The organism is Mesorhizobium sp. M1322 (assembly GCF_040318085.1).
Classification (GTDB): domain Bacteria; phylum Pseudomonadota; class Alphaproteobacteria; order Rhizobiales; family Rhizobiaceae; genus Mesorhizobium.
Genome location: NZ_JAMYLP010000003.1, coordinates 31,390 through 47,855, shown reverse-complemented (window position 1 = coordinate 47,855; position 16,466 = coordinate 31,390). Strand labels below are relative to the sequence as shown.

Annotated in this window: 15 protein-coding genes, 1 pseudogene and 1 riboswitch; of the genes and pseudogenes, 12 read left to right on the top strand and 4 right to left on the bottom strand. The window is 62.7% G+C overall.

The genetic code is table 11. The features are described 5' to 3' along the window. Positions 1-265 precede the first annotated feature (265 nt). Positions 266-952, top strand: coding sequence for a GntR family transcriptional regulator (locus tag NKH12_RS01825; RefSeq protein ID WP_352951616.1), 687 nt, complete (start codon positions 266-268; stop codon positions 950-952). A 245-nt stretch (positions 953-1,197) separates the two neighbouring features. On the opposite strand, the gene NKH12_RS01820 is transcribed toward NKH12_RS01825, so the two are convergent. The 3 genes from NKH12_RS01820 to NKH12_RS01810 all read right to left on the bottom strand — a co-directional run bounded on the left by NKH12_RS01820 (position 1,198) and on the right by NKH12_RS01810 (position 4,303). Then, on the bottom strand, positions 1,198-2,025 hold the full coding sequence (locus tag NKH12_RS01820; RefSeq protein WP_352951615.1) for an SDR family NAD(P)-dependent oxidoreductase: 828 nt from the start codon (positions 2,023-2,025) through the stop codon (positions 1,198-1,200). Positions 2,026-2,136: 111 nt separating this feature from the next. After that, positions 2,137-3,159, bottom strand: coding sequence for an AraC family transcriptional regulator (locus NKH12_RS01815; RefSeq protein ID WP_352951614.1), 1,023 nt, complete (start codon positions 3,157-3,159; stop codon positions 2,137-2,139). Between the two features lie 100 nt (positions 3,160-3,259). After that, positions 3,260-4,303, bottom strand: coding sequence for a type 1 glutamine amidotransferase family protein (locus NKH12_RS01810; RefSeq protein ID WP_352951613.1), 1,044 nt, complete (start codon positions 4,301-4,303; stop codon positions 3,260-3,262). A 511-nt stretch (positions 4,304-4,814) separates the two neighbouring features. Continuing rightward, positions 4,815-4,929: riboswitch (guanidine-I (ykkC/yxkD leader) on the top strand. Positions 4,930-5,028: 99 nt separating this feature from the next. On the opposite strand from NKH12_RS01810, the gene NKH12_RS01805 reads away from it, so the two are divergent. From NKH12_RS01805 to NKH12_RS01780, 6 genes are all read left to right on the top strand, one after another. Further along, complete coding sequence (locus NKH12_RS01805; RefSeq protein ID WP_352951612.1) at positions 5,029-6,093, top strand: putative urea ABC transporter substrate-binding protein; 1,065 nt, start codon at positions 5,029-5,031, stop codon at positions 6,091-6,093. Between the two features lie 105 nt (positions 6,094-6,198). After that, the gene (locus tag NKH12_RS01800; RefSeq protein ID WP_352951611.1) at positions 6,199-7,011 is read left to right on the top strand and encodes an ABC transporter permease; all 813 of its coding nucleotides are present in this window, start codon (positions 6,199-6,201) and stop codon (positions 7,009-7,011) included. Continuing rightward, on the top strand, positions 7,008-7,817 hold the full coding sequence (locus tag NKH12_RS01795; RefSeq protein WP_352951610.1) for an ATP-binding cassette domain-containing protein: 810 nt from the start codon (positions 7,008-7,010) through the stop codon (positions 7,815-7,817). Before NKH12_RS01800 ends, NKH12_RS01795 begins: the two co-directional genes overlap by 4 nt. A gap of 12 nt (positions 7,818-7,829) precedes the next feature. Beyond that, complete coding sequence (locus NKH12_RS01790; protein ID WP_502910726.1) at positions 7,830-9,038, top strand: agmatinase family protein; 1,209 nt, start codon at positions 7,830-7,832, stop codon at positions 9,036-9,038. Between the two features lie 2 nt (positions 9,039-9,040). Then, the gene (locus tag NKH12_RS01785) at positions 9,041-9,556 is read left to right on the top strand and encodes a hypothetical protein (protein WP_352951609.1); all 516 of its coding nucleotides are present in this window, start codon (positions 9,041-9,043) and stop codon (positions 9,554-9,556) included. A gap of 37 nt (positions 9,557-9,593) precedes the next feature. After that, on the top strand, positions 9,594-10,178 hold the full coding sequence (locus tag NKH12_RS01780) for a HupE/UreJ family protein (protein WP_352951608.1): 585 nt from the start codon (positions 9,594-9,596) through the stop codon (positions 10,176-10,178). 169 nt (positions 10,179-10,347) lie between these two features. Here NKH12_RS01780 and NKH12_RS01775 read toward each other — a convergent pair whose 3' ends face one another. Then, positions 10,348-11,061 carry a GntR family transcriptional regulator gene (locus NKH12_RS01775; protein ID WP_352951607.1) on the bottom strand — a complete coding sequence of 238 codons (714 nt, stop codon included), beginning with the start codon at positions 11,059-11,061 and terminating at the stop codon, positions 10,348-10,350. 260 nt (positions 11,062-11,321) lie between these two features. Between NKH12_RS01775 and NKH12_RS01770 the strand changes: the two are divergent. From NKH12_RS01770 to NKH12_RS01750, 5 genes and pseudogenes are all read left to right on the top strand, one after another. Continuing rightward, positions 11,322-12,409, top strand: a pseudogene (locus NKH12_RS01770) (ABC transporter ATP-binding protein). A 33-nt stretch (positions 12,410-12,442) separates the two neighbouring features. Continuing rightward, complete coding sequence (locus NKH12_RS01765; RefSeq protein ID WP_352951606.1) at positions 12,443-13,732, top strand: ABC transporter substrate-binding protein; 1,290 nt, start codon at positions 12,443-12,445, stop codon at positions 13,730-13,732. A 242-nt stretch (positions 13,733-13,974) separates the two neighbouring features. Then, the gene (locus tag NKH12_RS01760) at positions 13,975-14,883 is read left to right on the top strand and encodes an ABC transporter permease (protein WP_352951605.1); all 909 of its coding nucleotides are present in this window, start codon (positions 13,975-13,977) and stop codon (positions 14,881-14,883) included. Between the two features lie 4 nt (positions 14,884-14,887). Then, complete coding sequence (locus NKH12_RS01755; RefSeq protein WP_352951604.1) at positions 14,888-15,706, top strand: ABC transporter permease; 819 nt, start codon at positions 14,888-14,890, stop codon at positions 15,704-15,706. A gap of 8 nt (positions 15,707-15,714) precedes the next feature. After that, positions 15,715-16,461, top strand: a complete 747-nt coding sequence (locus NKH12_RS01750) for an aspartate/glutamate racemase family protein (protein ID WP_352951603.1) — start codon at positions 15,715-15,717, stop codon at positions 16,459-16,461. Positions 16,462-16,466: the final 5 nt, after the last annotated feature.

Genomic DNA, 16,466 nt, shown 5'->3' with positions numbered 1-16,466 from the left:
CCGGGTCGATTAATTCCCTTCTCGTAAAAGTGCATGCAATCACCGTGCCAGTTCGAAAGATAAAATTTATCAAATGAAATCAGTCGATACACAGACCAGTCCTGCTTAAGCGAAAGGCAATTGCATACACTTTTTGCCTTTCTAATAGTCAGTTTGACAGGTAGATTAAAATAGAGGCATAGAGGACACGTCCGAGTCGAAACTTCCGGCGAGCCACTCGACTCTGCAAAGCCTGGACGGAGGAAAATTGTCGGGGAAGCGCAGCTTGATCAGGTCGGGCACGACCGTCGATCAGATGGTGAGGGCGATCGGCGACCGGATCGTCACCGGCTTTCTGCGCCCCGGCGAAAAGCTCGACGAGGCCTCGCTCGCTGCCCGTTTCGACGTGTCGCGCACCCCTGTCAGGGAGGCGCTTGGTCGGCTGAGCGCCATGGGGCTGGTCGAAAGGCGGCCCAACCGCGGCGCCACCGTCGCCGTGGTGACGCAGGAGCATCTTGCCTCGATGTTCGAGAGTATGGCCGAGCTTGAAGCGATCTGCGCACGCTTCTCAGCCGAGCGCATGACCACCGCCGAGCGCCGCGCGCTGGAGCTCGAGCATCAGGCATCGGCGCGCCTCGTGCAGTTGGGTGCGGAGGAGGACTACGAGTATTTCAACACCGAGTTCCACACCCGGCTCTATCGCGGCGCGCACAGCAAACACATCTACGAACTGACCGTCATGACCCGCAGCCGGCTGGCGCCGTTCCGGCGCGCGCAATTCATGCTGCCGGGCCGCCTGGCCAAATCCTGGCAGGAGCATGACGTCATCGTTACCGCGATCATGCGCGGCGACGGCGCTGCCGCAGGACATGCAGCCAAGGATCACGTTTCCATCGTCAGCGAGGCGAGCGCCGTTTTTGCCGCGGTTGACCCGGTGAAACCGGCGGCGGATTCGATCGAAGTGTCTTCCTAGTGGTCAAAACCTGACGCTTGGTACCCGAAACGGAATACCGTTTTGACCCCGAGGCGACCTATGTCTTGCGTGTAGCGAATGGCAGCTCTGCGCCTCATGTCGGTCGTAGAACTCCGCTGGTTACTTCCCGTAAGCAGACATTGCCCGCGACGTAGCCGGAGGTCTCGGTTGCGCCAGAAGCGGACAGTGGCGGGTCGTTCGACCTGCGCGGGGCCGCCAATCGGCGAGCCCCGCAGGCTTCTGCCTCAGTGGCCGTTGGCCGCGATCGAAACCGCCTCCCGATCCTTCCAGGTCTGGAGGCGCTTGGGGTAGATATCGACGATGTTTCTGGTTGGGGTGAGGCCGAAAAATATCCGGGTCGGAGGCTCGGCGGCATCGACGACCTGAAGGATCGCCGGACCCGTCGCAGTCGGTTTGCCAATGAACTCCGCAGGCAGGTTGGCCCAGATGTCTGCCTGGCCACGGCGCAGGGGTTCATACTGTGGCGCCGGGTTGGCGTGGACGGCCGAGCCCCTGCCCCAGTCGGTGGCATAGCCGCCCGGTTCCATCAACGTCACTTTGATGCCGAACGGGGCAACCTCCTGCGCGAGCGATTCGGTGAGGCCTTCGACCGCCCATTTGGAGGCGTGATAGGCCCCCAGATTGGGGTAGGACATCAGGCCACCGATGCTGGATACTTGGATGATGTGGCCATGCCCCTGCTTGCGCAGGATGGGCAAGACAGCCTGGGTTACGTTCAGCACACCGAAGAAATTCACTTCAAGCTGATCCCGCACCTGCTGCTCCGTGACTTCTTCGACCGCGCCGAAGAGGCCGTAGCCGGCATTGTTGACGACAACGTCGAGACCACCAAATGTTTTGGCAGCCTGTTCGACAGAGGAAAATGCGGCGGCGCGATCGGTCACATCCAGCCGCAGGGGCAGGACCGCATCGCCGAATTGAGTAACGAGATCCTGCAAGGCCTGAGGCTGGCGGCTCGTCGCGGCAACCCTGTCGCCACGCCTGAGTGCGGCCTCCGCCCAAACTCGGCCAAAGCCGCGATTAGCACCTGTGATGAACCAGATTTTCGACATCGAAATACCTCTTGATTTTTGTGTGCATTGTGCACCTGTCCGGAGGTAGGCGGGCCCCCTGTCGCATTCATTTGCAGGTTGCGACAGAAAACTGGCGATGGCTGCCAATCTCTAATTTGGGCGAGGGGCCTCAATGTTCTGCTCGCGCCACCGTGCGGGGGTGACGCCTTCCCATTCGCGAAAAGCACGATAGAACGAGCTGGTATCCTGATACCCTAACAGATAGGCAATCTCGTCGGCCGCGTTCACGCCACTGGCGAGCATTTCGCGACCAACCTCTTGGCGCGACGTTTCCAGAAGCTGCCGGAAGCTCGTCCCGGATTCCGAAATACGGCGCTGCAACGTGCGTTCGCTCATTCCCAGGGCGTTGGCCACGTCCGCAAGTTCGGGCTTGCCACTGGCCAGCCGCCGCTTCAGGACAATCTTCACCTGTTCCGGCAACGAGTTTTGCGCATCGATTTCGTCAAGCGAGGCCGACAGTGCCGGGGTAAGGATGGCGAGTAGCTCGGGATTGTGCCCGGCGAACGGTCGATCCAGGTCATCGGCGTGAAGCACCAGCTGGTTCCTGGTCGCCCCGAAGGTTATTGGTGCGCCGAAGTACTCCCTGTGCGCTCGGGTTGTTGGGCCTTGTCGGGTCATTTCCACTCGCACCGGGACGATGTGACGACCTGTGCCGCGTCGTCCCAGTTCAAGGATTGCTGCAAACGTCACATCGGCCGCCACGTCAGGCTCCGGGCCAACGGCGTGGATCCAGTGGAAGCTGACAAGAGCCTCACCATCACGCTCTACTATGTGCAGCTCTTCCGGGGTGCAAAGCCGCTTGAACCTGGCAAGACGGTTGAGGCCATCGCGGAAGTCCTTCGCAAAAAAGGCGGACATGGTCGCAGGGGGATGGACCGTTGTATCGGCCGCCACGGTCATATGCAGCCCGATCGCAGGGTCACCCGACAGCTCTTCCAGTGCCTGCCAGAGTTGGAAGTGTTGTGCGGTGGTGACCCAGGCGTCTTCAGAAATGTGGAGGGTCGCAGGCAACCGCGCTTGCCTCAGCAGTGCCGCCGGCGAGATGCCAGCCCGCTCTACCGCGCGCCAAAAGGCCTGCGGGATTTTGCATCTGTCGATTGGTAGCCGTGTCATGGCAGGCCTTTCAGTCGCCCGTAGTGGGGGCATATGGGCGCCGCTGTCGGATCCATCTTCTCGACCGGGTCGTACAGTGTGTGGTTGGCAAGGTGGACGGTCAAGCTTGCTCGCTCAGCTGCTTGCCGCTGGCGCGCCGGGCGGCCCGGGTGCCGATGAGGACGCTGCGCAGCTTGGCGGCCTGCTGGTCGATGGCCTGCGGGCCGTTGCCGGTGAGCAGCCGCACGGACGGCTCGTAGGCCAGTAGCGGGGCGGCGATGTTGAGAGAGGTCGCGAGCGTGAAGCCAGCTTCCTTGATGGCCTTGTCGACGAAGTAGGAGGTTCGGGTCTTCTTGCCGGGGACGCGTGGGTAGAGGAACCGCAGCGCGAACAGCTCGCCAATCGTGGGGACGGTCGAGATGGTGGCGGCGAGGAACGGGTTCTCGCTGACGAGGTAGGGGGTGCCCTGCGCGTCGACACGCTGCCGGGTGGAGGTCACTGCCACAGGCGCGGGGCAGATCAGCGAGATGACGACGCCGTTCTCCCTGGCTACGTGAAGGGTTTCGCCGAGCCACGGGTTGTCACGGAAGTCGACCATGGGGGCGTGACCGCCGGGGGTGTGGATGAAGTCAAAGTCGGCGAAAGTGAACGGGTCGGCCGGGTCGCGGTGACGCTGGACGAGTTCCTGCAGCGAGTGGAAGGTGCGCTCGGGAATCTTGTCGAGGCGGCGGATCAGCTCGGGGCGATATGCGGCGAGTTCCGGCTCGCTGTTCGGCAATAGTTCGGAGACCGGGACTCGGCCGATGTGCCGCTCCAGCAGTTGGACTTCCTGCTCGCGGCGGGCGACCAACTCGGGGTGGCGCTGCCGGAAGTTGTTGACGTCGAACGAGCTGCGGCGCTGCTGCATACGAAGGGGGATGGTCTTGGCGCCGGTCTGCTCGATGGATTGCACGGACAGGGCCATGCCGTTGATGTCGAGTTGCGGGGCTTTGCCGTCGGGGGTGGCGAAGGTGAACTCGTAGTCGTTCTCGAACTCCTTGAGTATTTGAGCCATCTCGACCAGGAAGAACCCTGTCGAGATCGACTTGACGTCGGCCGGTTCGGCCAGCGGCAGCTGTCGGGCCGAAGAGATGAGGATCAGCGCGCGGCGCTTGGTGGTGGGCATGACTTGCTCCTTCTCGATGCTTGCGGCCGGGGTGAGGGTCAGGCCCTCCCTGCCGTTCATCAGCGGATATGGGCACGCCCGCTGTCTTATTCATTTGCAGGTTGCGACAGAAGACTGGCGATTGCCGCCAATCTAGTGTCCGCTGTGAGTCAGTCAGGGACCTCGGACCGAACGGTGGAATGTCCGCTATCGCTTTTTGGATGCCAGAAACGGCCGGTCGGCAAACGGCCCAACACAGGTCGTTCCATAACAGCGGCTTGAAGGACCGCCCCTGGCGCACACGCGCCGTCGGAGAGCTGGTGAGTTAGGTCTCCTTCCCACCCTGAGCGGGCTAACGGCCCCGGAACCAAGCGTCAGATTTTGACCACTAGCAATCAGGCAAACTGCCCAATCCGTCGGCGAAGCGATGATTTTCGCGTCACTCAAGCGAACGCTCGAAGCCGCACAGCTCCACAAATGCCGGCCTTTCGGCATAATTGGGCTTTGGCATGCTCCTTGCTTCGTTGATGGTGTGCAGAGCGTCTAGGGTTCCGGCCGCGACAAAGCGGTGCTGGTCCAAGAGATGCGACCGCCAGGGATGCACTGAGGCATCCGGCGGAACACGGCGGGCCAAAATCCCGGGAGAACCCTGCACGGGTTTGCTGGCGCGAACCTCTCCCGGATGCGCGCTCGCAAACCCCAACATTAAGTCCGGTCGCAATCCGGATCGCGAACAGGGGTACGCAATGCTTTGCAAGCTGGCCGCAATCATCCTAGCCGCATCACTCAGCCTTCCCATCGTTTCCGCCGCCGACGCGGCGCCCAAGAAAGACTTCAAGATATGCTGGTCGATCTATGTCGGCTGGATGCCGTGGGGCTATCTCTCCGACAGCGGCATCATGAAGAAATGGGCCGACAAGAACGGCATCAATGTCGAGATCACCCGCATCAACGACTATGTCGAAAGCATCAACCAGTACACCGCCGGCGGTTTCGACGGCTGTTCGATGACCAACATGGACGCGCTGTCGATCCCCGCTGGCGGCGGCGTCGACACCACCGCCTTGATCATCGGCGACTTCTCCAACGGCAATGATGCGGTGATCCTCAAGGACAAGGCAGCGCTCGCCGACATTGCCGGCCAGAAGGTCAATCTCGTCGAGCTCTCCGTCTCGCATTACCTGCTGGCGCGGGCGCTGGACACGGTCAAGCTCGCCGAGAAGGACATCACCGTCGTCAACACATCCGACGCCGACATGGTCGCCGCTTATGGCACCAGCGACGTCACCTCGGTCGTTACCTGGAACCCGCTGGTTTCCGAGATCGTCGCCATGCCGGGTGCGCACAAGGTTTTCGATTCCGCGCAGATTCCCGGTGAGATCATCGACATGATGGTCGTCAACACCGAGACGCTGAAGGACAATCCGGCATTGGGCAAGGCGCTTGTCGGCGCGTGGTACGAAGTGATGGACCTGATGACCTCCGACACGCCGGAAGGCAAGGCAGCCAAGGAGGAGATGGCCAAGGCGTCCGGCACCGACCTCGCCGGCTTCGACGCGCAGCTCGCCTCGACGGCAATGTTTTTCGACCCGGCCAAGGCGGTCGAGTTCACCAACGGCACCGAATTGCCGAAGACGATGGATCTTGTCCGCAACTTCCTGTTCAGCCACGGCATCCTCGGTACCAACGCGACGAGTGTCGACGTGGTCGGCATGAGCTTTCCCGACGGATCCACGCTCGGCGACGCCAACAACGTCAAGCTGCGTTTCGATCCAGCCTTCATGGCCGAGGCCCCAACCGCAACGCCCTGACGCGACATGCTGGCCAAGAAAATGAGTGCCAGGGATGAAGTCTCCGAGACGAACGGGGAGGGCACCATGCGCCCTTCCCGGCCAAGGCCGAGAGTGCGTCTTCGCATGATCAATGCGAAGGTCTCGCGCGGCAGCGCCTTGTTCCTTGGCGGCTTGCCGTTCTTGTTCGTGGCGATTACCTATCTGATCGCTTCGGGGCAACGACTGGCCGTCAATCCCAGCGACAAGCTGCTGCCTTCACCGGCACAGATGTGGTCGGCCTTTCTTGACCTTGCCACGGTTCCGGACAAACGCTCCGGCGACCTTATCCTGTGGGTCGACACCTATGCCAGTCTCCTCAGGCTGTTCGCGGGCGTGGGCGTGGCCACGTTCGCGGCGCTTTCGCTTGGCATCGCCATCGGCTTCATTCCACGGGTGCGAGCCTTCCTGCTGCCGTTCGTCACCGTCGTCTGCGTCATCCCTCCGCTGGCGCTGCTGCCGATCCTGTTCATCGCGCTCGGCCTCGGTGAAACGGCCAAGATCACGCTGATCGCCCTTGGCGTCGCGCCCGTGATGGTGCGCGACATCGCCAACCGGGTGATGGAGTTACCGTCTGAACTGGTGGCCAAGGCGCAGACGCTTGGCGGCAACAGCTGGACCATGGTCTTGCGGCTGGTGCTGCCGCAAGTCATGCCACGCCTCATCACCTGCGTGCGGCTGGCGCTCGGGCCGGCCTGGCTGTTCCTGATCGCCGCCGAAGCCATCGCCTCGACCGAGGGGCTGGGTTACCGCATCTTCCTCGTCCGCCGCTATCTCTCGATGGACGTCATCCTGCCCTATGTCGCCTGGATCACGCTGCTTGCCGTCATCACCGATTGGCTGCTGGTGCGGCTGTCGCGGGCGGTCTCCCCTTGGGCGCATCCGGTGGAGGCCAGATGAGCCGCATCGTCGTCCGTGGGCTGGAAAAGAGCTACGGCGATGCCCGCGTGCTCGAGCGGGTCAATGTCACCGCCGAAGCCGGCGAATTCCTGTCGCTGGTCGGCGCCAGCGGCTGCGGAAAATCGACGTTCCTGCGCATCCTGCTCGGCCAGGAGCAGCAGAGCAGTGGCGTTGTCATCGTCGGCGATGGCCCAATCGTTCCAGAGCCGACGCCGCAGCGTGGCATCGTCTTTCAGCGCTATTCGGTGTTTCCGCATCTGACCGCCCTCCAGAACCTGCTGCTGGTCGAAGACTTTCGCTCGGGGGGGCCGTTTGGCCGCGTCTTCGGCGCCAGGCGCGCAAACGCCAGGCAAGAGGCCGAAACCATGCTGGAACGGGTCGGGCTTGCTCATGCGCGCGACCTTTATCCGGCATCGCTTTCCGGCGGCATGCAGCAGCGGCTGGCGATTGCGCAGACCTTACTCGGCCGTCCGCAGATCCTGCTTCTCGACGAACCGTTCGGTGCGCTCGATCCGGGCATCCGCGTCGAGATGCACGAGCTGCTCACCGAGCTCTGGACCGAGCATGGCATGACGGTGGTGATGGTCACCCACGATATCGGCGAGGCCTTCAAGCTCGGCACCCGCGTGCTGGTCTTCGACAAGGTGCGCCACGATCCGCAGTTTCCGTCCGCTTATGGCGCGACGATCACCTACGACTTGAAGCTCGATCGCAAGACCCGGGCTTCCTCTCATCACTTGGCCAAGGTGGCCGCGATGGTCGGGACGACCCGGCCGGATGAAGCAATGGCGACGACGGCGTCGTAACGGAGACCGTGAATGTCCAGAAATATCCCCGAACGCAGCCACCGCCGGGCAGGGCTCGTCGCCCGGGAGGCCATGGAACGCTTCCACCATCCGGATTTCGATGCCCGCGGAACGCAGGGCTGGAAGTCGATCGAGGCCGAGGGCAAGCTGTCGGAAAGCGGCTGGCGCAAGGAGCAGCAATGGGCGCTCGACATGGGTCTGCCGGGATCTGAGTCGATCGTCGACAAATCGATCCCGACATTCGCGCGCGGCGAGCTGCCGCATTTCGCCGGCATCAACACCTTTCTCAAGGCGCCCTATGTCGAGAACGTTCGCGATGTCGGCAAATATGATGCAGCCGTCATCGGCATTCCTTTCGACAGCGGCACCACCTACCGGCCGGGAACCCGCTTCGGCCCGCAAGGCATTCGTCGCATCTCGGCGCTTTACACGCCGTACAACTACGAGCTTGGCGTTGACCTGCGCGAGCAGATGACGCTGTGCGACGCCGGCGACGTCTTCACCATTCCCGCCAACCTCGAAAAGAGCTTCGACCAGATCACAAAGGGCGTCAGCCATGTCGCCTCGTCCGGCGCGCTGCCGATCATGCTGGGCGGCGACCATTCGATCGGTTTCCCTTGCGTGCGCGGCATCGCCGACGTGACCTCGAAGCGCATCGGCATCATCCATTTCGACCGCCATATCGACATCCAGGAAAAGGATCTCGACGAGCGCATGCACACCACGCCCTGGTACTGGGCCACCAACCTGCCGAACGTCTCGGCGACCAATCTCGTCCAGCTCGGCATCGGCGGCTGGCAGGTTCCCCGCTACGGCGTCGCCGAGGCGAGGAAGCGCGGCACCAACGTGCTGACCATTGCCGACATCGAACAGATGGGCCTCGAGAAGGCGGCGGAAATCGCGCTCGAACTCGCATGGAAAGACACCGACGCCGTCTACATCTCCTTCGACGTCGACAGCCTCGATTGCGGTTTCGTGCCCGGCACGGGCTGGCCGGAGCCGGGCGGCTTCCTGCCGCGCGAGGCGCTCAAGTTGCTTGGGCTGGTGACGGCGCCCGGCATTTGCGGACTGGAAGTGGTCGAGGTTTCGCCGCCCTACGACACGTCGGACATCACGGCGCTGTTCGGCGTGCGCGTCGTCGTCGAGGCGCTCGGCTCGATGGTCGCCCACGGCAATCTTGGCAAGCATAAATCCATCATCGACAAACCGGTGAGTTTTTAACCATGCACGACGATCACCACCATAGTCACGATCATGGCGACGGCCACCATCACCATGACCATTCGCACGTCCTCGGCCACAACGGGCCCGCGGGCAAGCCGCTGCAATGGCAGACGCCGCACCTGCCGGACCAGGCTCACGAGCCGCCCGCCGATCCCGCGTCGGTCGACCTCGATCTTGTCGAAACGGCTTTCCTCGAAGGCTTTGCGCGGGCGCCGGACCCATCCAGCTTTCTGCGTCTGGCCGGCATACCGTTTGTCGGTGAGAGGGCGGACGGCGTCCGGCTTCATCTGCTGCGCGTCGAGACCGAGGATCTGGTCGATGTCGGCGCGGTCATGCCGCTCGTCGGCGGCACTGGCGTCGCCTATCATCCGTTGCCGGCGCGTCTGACATCGCACCGCCGCCGCCTCGCTTTCATCTATCACGATGGCAGTGAGCAAAAGCCGCTCGGCTTCGCCGCGGCGCGCTCTCTCGCGGACCGTTCCGCCGCATCGCAATTCGCCGTTCCCGGGCACTGAAACCAGATCCCGTCACTCTCATCGAACAGGTACAACCATGAAAATGCTCGCAAGACTTGGCACCCTTTTAGCTCTCGCCGTCCTCACACCATCACTGGCGTTTGCCCATAGCGGCGGCCCTCACGTCCACGGCTTTTTCGCCGGCCTCGGACATCCGCTCTTCGGCATGGACCATCTGCTGGCGATGATCGCGGTCGGCATCATTGGCGCTCGCACCGGCGGGCGCAGTATTGTCCTTGTGCCGCTGTTCTTCGTCTCGGCCATGGTCGCCGGAGCCTTGCTCGGCATGGCCGGCATCCGCCTGCCTTCGCTTGAAACCGGCATCGCGCTGTCGCTTGTCGTCTTCGGCGCCATGGTCGGCCTTGCCAGGCCTTGGCCGCTGACCTCCGCCGCGGCACTGACGGCCTTGTTCGGCCTCTTCCACGGCAACGCCCACGGCCTCGAGATTCCCGAGAGCGCCGGCGGCATCGCCTACGCCGCTGGTTTCATGCTCGGCACCTCGATGCTGCATGCGATCGGGGTGTTGTTCGCTGTCAAGCTGACTCGTTGGCCGACGACGGTCCGCACCGCTGGGCTCGCCACCTCGCTGGTTGGAATGGCCTTGGCGGCCCAAAGTTTCTGAGTGAGGCGATCAAACGTAGGCAGTCGGCAAACAGAACTGGAAAGCAGATGAGCCAGAAGTGGTTGATGAGGCTGCGGCGCATTCGCGACATGCTGCACCAGATCCTGAAAACCCGTGCCGAACGGCTTTGAGGGGCGCGCCTTTCGCGTCCCTCCGGTCGGAATGAGCGTCAGAATTCGAGCGCTTGCCTGAGCGCCGGACCGCTCCTGACGCGGAGATCGAGGTCGGCCTCGATATGGTCGATGTGATGCAGCATCAGCGCGCTGGCGCGTTCGGAATTGCCATTTTCCAGCGCCTCCAGGATATTCATGTGCTCGCTATGACCGCAGCTCGAGACGCCCGAGCGGCCATAGAGCGCGATCACCAGCGATGACCGCGCCACCAGTTCTTCCATGAAGCGCTGGAGGATGGTGTTTCCGGCAACCGAAGCCAGCAGCAGGTGAAAATCGCCCGAAGCTTTGATTTCCGACCGTCTTGCATTTGGTCCGCGTTCGGCAATGAAGCGGCCCTCTTCATCGAGCTGAGCCTTGAAGGCAGCGACATGGTCTGGCGTCATCCGCCCGGCCGCGGCAATCGCGATGCCGGGCTCGATCAGCCGGCGCGAAGCGAAGACCTGACGCGCTTCCTCCGGCGACGGGTTGGCTACGAAGGCGCCGCGATTGCGCTCGGTCCGAACCAAGCCTTCGAAGGAGAGCATCTGCAGCGCCGCGCGCGCCACGGTGCGGCTGACATCGAATAAAGTGCCGACCTCGCCTTCCGACAGCTTGGTTCCGGGCGCCAGCCGGCGATCGACGATCGCATCGCGCAACTGGTCGCGGATCGCCTGGGCGCGATCCTCGTTGGCACTGTCGACTGCAGGGAAAGTCTGGTCGGCTATGTTCATGATGGTGGTCCCGGCACCCTTCTACCCTGAATCGGGTCGGTTGCAGAGGGCCAAAGTGAATACGATGCCAGAAAAGATTGCATACGATTTTTGCGAGGATCGCCTTCTATCGCCTATAATTTGTGCATAGTACAAGCGTGCGGTTTCGGCGGGCGGCCGGATGCAGTCCCGATTTACTCAAAAAATCAGGCGTTTGAGGCCGATGCAGGGCAATTGGCATGCATGATGCTTTGCTTAAGTTGAGTTAGAGAGGAAGCTGGATGTCCAAAGCCGCCGAAATCGACATCGTGTCCGTTTCGAAGATCTATGGCGCTACGACTGCCGTCGAAGACATCAGCCTGAAAATTCCCGCGGGAACCTATTGCTGCCTGCTCGGGCCGTCCGGCTGCGGCAAGACGTCGACGCTGCGCATGATTGCCGGGCACGAGCGCATATCGAGCGGCGACGTGCGTCTCGGCAACACAGTGGTCACCGACCTGCCGCCGGCCAGGCGCGGCACCGCCATGATGTTCCAGTCCTATGCACTGTTTCCGCATCTCGACCTGATCGACAATGTTGCGTTCAGCCTCAAGACGAAGGGTGTCGGCAAGGAGGAGCGCCGCGCCAAGGCGCTCGTCATGCTGAAGCTGATGCAGATGGAAGCCTATGCCAGCCGTCGCCCGGCGCAGCTTTCGGGCGGACAGCAGCAGCGTGTCGCTCTGGCCCGCGCGCTGATCACCGACCCCGAGGCGCTACTGCTCGACGAACCGCTATCGGCACTCGATCCGTTCCTGAAGATCCGGATGCGGGCGGAACTGAAGAAGCTGCAAACGTCGCTCGGCATCACCTTCGTCCACGTTACCCATAGCCAGGAGGAGGCCATGGCGCTTGCCGACCTGATCGTGGTGATGAATGACGGCCGCATCGAGCAGGCCGCGCATCCGCGCACCGTCTTCGAGCGGCCGGCCACCGCCTTCGTCGCCCGTTTCATGGGCGATCACAACGTCGTCTCCGGCCGGGTGAGCGGCAGCCGCGACGGCATGGTTGTTTTCGATGTGCCCGGCGGCGCCTCGCTTGCCGCCAGCGGGCAGGGCAGGGCGATCGGCGAGCCGATCGATATCGCCATTCGCACCGACCATGTGCGGATCGGCGACCCGCCGGCCACCGGGCTGGCTTCACCGGCATCGTCTCCAACATCGAGTACCGCGGCTCGACCGTGAAGCTCTCGGTCAATGGCGCCGGCATCGAGGATTTTACGGTGATCGTCGACGACACCAGCTTCTTCGCCAAGCCGGTGGCCGTCGGCGACGCCGCGCCGATCGCCTGGGATGCCGAGGACGCGATCGTCCTTGGCCGCCTCGATTCCTGAACCAGAATAACCAATCAAAACAGGGGAACTGACATGACCAATACCACCGACAAGAAGACAGGAATTTCCCGCCGCTCGCTGCTCAAAACAGGTGCCGCCGCCGTCGGCTTTGCCGCCGGCTCCGGCGTCATATCAGGCTTCCCGACCATCTGGGCGCAGAACCCGATCACGCTGCGCCAGTTCGGCACCGGCGTGTCCAACCTCAACGCCATCGCCGACAAGTGCAAGGCCGACCTCGGCATCACGCTGGAGATGACGGCGACCGATTCCGACGCCGCCGCCCAGCGCGCTGTGACCCAGCCGGACAGCTACGACATCGCCGACATCGAATACTGGATCGCCAAGAAGGTGTATCCGTCCGGGGTGATGCAGCCGATGGATGTCAAGAAGCTGAAATATTATGACAAGATCGTGCCGCTGTTTATCACCGGCAAGCTGACGCCCGACAGCGTCATTGCCCAGGGCACCGCACCGCACACCGTCGGTTTCGTCGAGACGCAGGACGCCAAGACCTTTGCCAAGGAGCCGACCCAGTGGATGACGATGGTTCCGACCATCTACAATGCCGATACGCTCGGCATCCGCCCCGACCTTGTCGGCCGCGACATCACCACCTGGGCCGACATCATGGATCCTGCGTTCAAGGGCAAGGCCACCATCCTCAACATCCCGTCGATCGGCATCATGGATGCGGCGATGATCATGGAAGCCATGGGCAACATCAAATATGCCGACAAGGGCAACATGACCAAGGAGGAGATCGATAAGACGATCGACTTCCTGATCAAGGCCAAGCAGGACGGCCAGTTCCGGGCGTTCTGGAAATCGTTCGACGAGAGCGTCAATTTGATGGCTTCGGGCGAAGTGGTCATCCAGTCGATGTGGTCGCCGGCCGTCGCGGCGGTGCGCTCCAAGGGCATCGCCTGCAAGTACCAGCCGCTTAAGGAAGGCTATCGCTCATGGGGCGGCGGCCTTGGCCTGGCGGCGCATCTCAAGGGCGCCGAGCTCGACGCCGCCTACGAATACATCAACTGGTACCTGTCCGGCTGGGTCGGCGCCTACCTCAATCGCCAGGGCTATTACTCGGCCGCTATGGATACGGCCAAGCAGTTCATGTCCGAGGGCGAATGGGGCTACTGGGTCGACGGCAAGCCGGCCAAGGGCGATATCATGGCGCCGGACGGCAAGGTCATGGAGAAGGCGGGCGCCGTGCGCGACGGCGGCTCCTTCGTCGAGCGCATGGGCAAGGTCGCCTGCTGGAACTCGGTCATGGACGAGGACCGTTCCATGGTGAGGCGCTGGAACGAATTCATCGCTGCGTAGTGCAGCCATTCTGAGATGCCTCACTCTTTCCCACCCCCCTCTGTCCTGCCGGACATCTCTCCCGCAAGGGGGGAGATTGGCAGTTGCGTTGTCGGCGCCATTCTTGCAGTGCCGGCGGTTGGCGAAAGCGGTACTGAGGGCGCAATCTCCCCCCTTGCGGGGGAGATGTCCGGCAGGACAGAGGGGGGTGGGAAGGATCACAACCTGGCAAATCGCTTCTCATCGCACCAAGGCTGTTCAGGATGATTGTGGCTCTCGATCAGCCTGCGACCACTGCCATAAAACCGGCCAGGCGCCGCCTGTCTCTTGCCCGCTTCGTCCCCTACCTCCAGGCGACGCCGCTGGCGCTGATCCTCGGCGCGTTTCTTTTGCTGCCGATCCTGATGATCGCCGTGGTCTCCTTCTGGGACTACGATTTCGCGGCGATGTACCCGGATTTCCTGACCACCAACTACGCCGACGTGCTCGGCTCCTGGGTCACCTGGAAAACCTATCTGAACACGCTGAAATACGCCGCCATCGTCTGGGCGCTGACGCTGTTCATCGGCTTCTGGGTCGCCTATTTCCTCGCCTTCCACATCAGGACCACGGCCATGCAGATGGTGCTGTTCCTGGTCTGCACGGTGCCGTTCCTAACCTCCAACATCATCCGCATGATCTCGTGGATTCCGGTGCTTGGCCGCAACGGGCTGGTCAACTCGACGCTGGTTGAGATCGGGCTGATCCCGAAGCCGATCGAATGGCTGCTGTATTCCGAATTCGCCGTGGTGCTCGCGATGGTGCATCTCTACACGCTGTTCATGGTGACGCCGATCTTCAACACGCTGATGCGCATCGACAAGTCGCTGATCGAGGCCGCGCGCGATGCCGGCGCCTCAGGCTGGCAGGTGCTGTGGAACGTCGTCATCCCGCTTGCCAAGCCGGGCATGGCGATCGGCACCATCTTCGTCGTCACGCTGGTGATGGCCGACTTTTCGACGGTGCAGGTGATGTCCGGCGGGCAGAGCGCCTCCGTCGCGCTGATGATGAAGAACCAGATGTCGCTGCTGCAATATCCGGCGGCCGCCGCCAATGCGGTCGTGCTGCTGGTGCTGGTGCTGCTGATGGTCGCCGGCATCCTGCGCATCGTCGATATTCGCAAGGATCTGTGAGGCGATGAGCCACGACAAGCGCCCCCTCGAATTCTACGTGCTGGCGGCCTTCTTCGCCCTTTTCGTGCTGTTTCTCTACGGCCCGCTCTCGGCGATCCTGATCCTCTCTTTCCAGGGCGAGAATGGCGGGCTGACCTTTCCGCTGAACGGCGTTTCGCTGCACTGGTTCGCCAATCTGTTCGAGCGCCAGGCGGTCGGCGATTTCGGCGGCAGTTTCAAACGCTCCTTCATCCTCGGCCTGATGGTGATGATCGTGACCGTCGGCGTGTCACTGCTTGCCGGTCTTGCCTTCCGGCAAAAATTTCGCGGCGCCACCGCATTGTTCTACCTGGCCGTCGCCAGCCTGGTTGTGCCGTCGATCATCATTAGCCTCGGCATCGGCGTCGTCTTCCAGCAGATCGGCTTCCGTCCCGCCTGGTACACGTCTGCCTTCGGAGCCCATCTGACCTGGACCTTGCCTTTCGGCGTGCTGATCATGTTCGCCGTCTTCAACCGGTTCTCGCCGGCCTATGAGGAAGCCGCGCGGGATTTGGGCGCGACCTCATGGCAGACCTTCGCGCATGTCGTGCTGCCGATGATCGCGCCCAGCCTGATCGGCGTCGGCCTGTTCGGCTTCACTTTGTCCTATGACGAGTTCGCCCGCACGCTGATGATCTCGGGCACGTTCAACACGTTGCCGCTCGAAATCTACGGCATGACGACGAATGTGACGACGCCGGTGCTCTATGCGCTGGGCACCGTGACATCAGTATTTTCCTTCCTGGTGATCCTGCTGACGCTTGGCGCAATCGTCTATGTCCGCCGCCGCCGGGCGCGTGCTTGAGAACCGCAATGCAAATCCTCGTTGTCAATCCGAACACCACCGCCAGCATGACCGAAACCATTGCAGCGGCGGCGCGGCTCGTGGCCGGCGCCCAGACGGAAATCGTCGCCGTCACCTCGTCGATGGGTCCGGTTTCGATCGAAGGCTATTATGACGAGGCGCTTGCCGTGCCGGGCCTTCTGGTCGAGATCGCCGCCGGCGAGCGCTCGGGCGCGCAGGCCGCGATCATCGCCTGTTTCGACGACACCGGCCTCGATGCCGCGCGCGCCATGGCCAACATTCCGGTCATCGGCATCTGCGAGGCAGCGCTCAGCACGGCCTCGTTCATCGCCCAGCGCTTCACTGTCGTCACCACGACCGAGCGCTCGCGCGTACCGGTCGAAGGGCTGGTGCAGCGCTATGGCATGGCGGGACGGGCACGCGTGCGCGCTGCCGATATTCCGGTTCTCGCCCTCGAAGACCCGGCATCGGACGCGATCCTGAAACTGCGGGGCGAGATCGCGCGCGCGCTCGAGGAGGATCGCGCCGAGGCCATCGTGCTCGGCTGTGCCGGCATGGCCGATCTCGCCGCCGAGCTGCAGCGGGAATTCGGCGTTCCGGTCATCGACGGCGTCGGCGCAGCGGTCAAGCAGGCCGAGGCCTTGATTGCGCTTGGCCTGTCGACGTCCAAGCGCGGCGCCTATGCAAACCCCTTGGCAAAGCCTTATCGTGGCGCAATGAAATCCTTTGCCCCCGGATCTGTTGCCGCCGAGTGACCGCA

Coding starts and splice junctions, on each gene's coding strand:
- NKH12_RS01820 (WP_352951615.1), bottom strand. CDS start 2,025: ATGTCGAAAATCTGGTTCATCACAGGTGCTAATCGCGGCTTTGGCCGA.
- NKH12_RS01815 (WP_352951614.1), bottom strand. CDS start 3,159: ATGACACGGCTACCAATCGACAGATGCAAAATCCCGCAGGCCTTTTGG.
- NKH12_RS01810 (WP_352951613.1), bottom strand. CDS start 4,303: ATGCCCACCACCAAGCGCCGCGCGCTGATCCTCATCTCTTCGGCCCGA.
- NKH12_RS01805 (WP_352951612.1), top strand. CDS start 5,029: ATGCTTTGCAAGCTGGCCGCAATCATCCTAGCCGCATCACTCAGCCTT.
- NKH12_RS01800 (WP_352951611.1), top strand. CDS start 6,199: ATGATCAATGCGAAGGTCTCGCGCGGCAGCGCCTTGTTCCTTGGCGGC.
- NKH12_RS01795 (WP_352951610.1), top strand. CDS start 7,008: ATGAGCCGCATCGTCGTCCGTGGGCTGGAAAAGAGCTACGGCGATGCC.
- NKH12_RS01790 (WP_502910726.1), top strand. CDS start 7,830: ATGTCCAGAAATATCCCCGAACGCAGCCACCGCCGGGCAGGGCTCGTC.
- NKH12_RS01785 (WP_352951609.1), top strand. CDS start 9,041: ATGCACGACGATCACCACCATAGTCACGATCATGGCGACGGCCACCAT.
- NKH12_RS01780 (WP_352951608.1), top strand. CDS start 9,594: ATGAAAATGCTCGCAAGACTTGGCACCCTTTTAGCTCTCGCCGTCCTC.
- NKH12_RS01775 (WP_352951607.1), bottom strand. CDS start 11,061: ATGAACATAGCCGACCAGACTTTCCCTGCAGTCGACAGTGCCAACGAG.
- NKH12_RS01765 (WP_352951606.1), top strand. CDS start 12,443: ATGACCAATACCACCGACAAGAAGACAGGAATTTCCCGCCGCTCGCTG.
- NKH12_RS01760 (WP_352951605.1), top strand. CDS start 13,975: ATGATTGTGGCTCTCGATCAGCCTGCGACCACTGCCATAAAACCGGCC.
- NKH12_RS01755 (WP_352951604.1), top strand. CDS start 14,888: ATGAGCCACGACAAGCGCCCCCTCGAATTCTACGTGCTGGCGGCCTTC.
- NKH12_RS01750 (WP_352951603.1), top strand. CDS start 15,715: ATGCAAATCCTCGTTGTCAATCCGAACACCACCGCCAGCATGACCGAA.